Below are 2,694 nucleotides of genomic sequence, written 5' to 3' on the forward strand. Positions count from 1 at the left end.
GTCCTGCACCGGCTGCGGTGGTGGCGGGGCGTGCCGGGCGGTGTTGGCATTGGCGGAGCCGTAGGCCGGCAACGGCGTGACATTGGTCGGCTGATAGCTTTGCGTTGCCGGCTTCGTTGCAGGTGCCGGCGGCGCTGTTGGACGCGGGCGGGCGGGCGTCGTGTTCACCGGCTGTGGAGCGGGTGCCTGTCTCGCCGGCGGCGGAGCGGGTTGCGGCGGACGTGGCCTTGTTGCTGCCGGGGCCGCGGTGGCCGGGACCGGCTGCAAGCCACCGTCTCCAGTCAATGCCGGCCGGCGTAGCGCCGAAAGTCGGATATCGCGCTCGACGACGACGTCAGTCGGGCCGCCGATCAGAAGCAGGTGCTCGATATCGTCACGGCGTATCAGCACCAACCTGCGATGGCTGTCGACGGCGGTGGCATCCATGACGGCCAGTCGCGTCTTGCGGTTCCGGCCACCGGCGACGAAGGTTCCGAATGTCAGGTTGCGCACCAGCTTTATGATGACGAGAACGATGACCAGCAGGACAAGCGCTGCAAACGTCCACAACAATGCTGCGGCATAACCGGGACCTGCCACGCTATCGAGCCATTGCATTGGGTTCCCCTGATCGCCCTTGGAAGTGACGAGACACTAGACCGTTGCAGCGGGCCACCGCAAGTTGCGTTTCACGCCGGTGAACAGCTAGAAAAACTCCGAAGCCCGGAAGACATCATTTTTATCCGACATTTGCCGCCCAGGCCTTTTCCGGACTAGGAGAATGTGATTCAACCCGCTAGGGGCGGGTGTCGGAACACCGGAATTCACGAGCAGGGGGCACATGGCCAAGGAAGCGCGCGGCGATTTCTATCCGGTACCGATCGTCGACCAGAATACGCGACCCGGCGCGGTCACCCGGCTTATCATTTTCATCGTCGTTCTGACGGGGGCGGCGATCGTCTTCGGGCTTTTCCGCGAGCGCCTCGGCGATCCTTTCCTGCTCGGCATGCTCGGCGTGCTGGCGATGATCGGCGTCGGCTTCCTGTTCGCGACGGCGATCGGCTTCGTGCAGGTCACGCCACGCTCGACAGGCGACGAACTGTCGAAATCCTTCGTCGATTCGATGTCGCAGGGGCTTCTCGTCACCGACACCAAGGGCCGCGTCGTCTACGCCAATCGCGCCTATGCGGATATGACCGGAGCATCGTCCGCTGCCGACCTGAAGACCGTCGAGGGATTGCTCTCGGATGTCCCCGAAGCCTCGGTGACGATCTATCGCCTGGCGTCCGGCCTGCGCGACGGCCAGTCGGGCGACGGCGAGTTTAGGCTCGCACAGTCCATTCGGCCCGGTGCCGAGCCTGGCGCCCGCTGGTACCGGGCCCGCGCCCGCGCCTTCAGCGTTCCAGGCCAGCGGCTGCCGATGCTGGCCTGGCAGCTTGCCGACATCTCGCAGGAGCGGGCCGAGCAGGAGCGCTTCTTCCTCGACCTGCAGAAGGCGATCGATCACCTCGACCACGCGCCGGCCGGCTTCTTTTCGGCCGACCAGGAGGGCCGCGTCACCTATATCAACGCCACGCTCGCCGAATGGCTGGGCATCGACCTCACCAGCTTCACGCCCGGCGCCGTGTCTCTGTCGGAGATCGTGGCCGGCGACGGCATGGCGCTGGTCCGCTCGGTCAAGGCCGACCCCGGCACCACACGCAACGCGGTGATCGATCTCGACCTGACGACCACGACGGGCGAAGCGCTGCCGGTGCGCTTCATGCACCGTGTTTCGGCCAGCCGCGAAGGATTGAACGGGCCGACACGCACGATCGTGCTCAACCGCACGCAAGGCGAGGATGCCTCTGCCGATTTGCGGGCTTCGGAAGTGCGCTTCACCCGCTTCTTCAACTCGACACCGATGGCGATCGCCGGCGTCGACCACAATGGGCGCATCCTGCGCACCAATGCGCCGTTCCTGTCGCTGTTTTCGTCTGTCGTCGATCGCGACGCCGTCGACCGTCGCGTAAGGCTCGACACGGTGATCCACGAACGCGACCGGCCGGCCTTCGCGGCTGCCTTCGAGAAAGCGCAGCAGCGGCAGGCCGACATCGAGCCGATCGACACGCTTTTGCCCGGCAACGACGAACGGCACATCCGCTTCTACGTCAACGCCGTCGCCGACGGCACCGGTGGCGAGGGCGCCGAGGAGTCGGCCATCGTCTACGCCGTCGAGACGACGGAGCAGAAGGCGCTCGAAGGGCAGATGGCGCAGAGCCAGAAGATGCAGGCGGTCGGCCAGCTTGCCGGCGGCATCGCGCATGATTTCAACAATGTGCTGACCGCCATCATCATGGCGTCCGACCTTTTGTTGACCAACCACCGTCCGTCGGACCCCTCCTTCCCCGACATCATGAACATCAAGCAGAACGCCAACCGGGCGGCTTCGCTGGTGCGGCAGCTTCTGGCCTTCTCACGCAAGCAGACATTGCGGCCGGAAGTGCTCAACCTGACCGACGTGCTCGCCGATCTCAGGATGCTGCTCGCCCGCCTGGTCGGCAACGACATCAAGCTGAAGGTCGACCATGGCCGCGACCTGTGGCCGGTCAAGGTCGATATCGGGCAGTTCGAGCAGGTGGTCGTCAACCTTGCGGTCAACGCGCGCGACGCAATGCCGGCGGGCGGCGATCTCACCGTGCGCACCCGCAATGTGACCGCCGAGGAGTGCAAGGC

Annotated in this window: 2 protein-coding genes; one reads left to right on the plus strand and one right to left on the minus strand. The window is 65.4% G+C overall.

Annotated features, from left to right (window positions below; genetic code table 11):
- The coding region (locus tag EN984_RS30115; RefSeq protein ID WP_127384177.1) for a flagellar biosynthetic protein FliO at nt 1-597 on the minus strand (597 nt) is incomplete at its 3' end.
- Between the two features lie 223 nt (nt 598-820).
- Here EN984_RS30115 and EN984_RS30120 point away from each other — a divergent pair.
- On the plus strand, nt 821-2,694 hold a 1,874-nt coding region (locus tag EN984_RS30120; RefSeq protein WP_127384178.1), incomplete at its 3' end, for a PAS domain-containing protein.

The organism is Mesorhizobium sp. M7A.F.Ca.CA.004.12.1.1 (assembly GCF_003997835.1).
GTDB lineage: Bacteria > Pseudomonadota > Alphaproteobacteria > Rhizobiales > Rhizobiaceae > Mesorhizobium.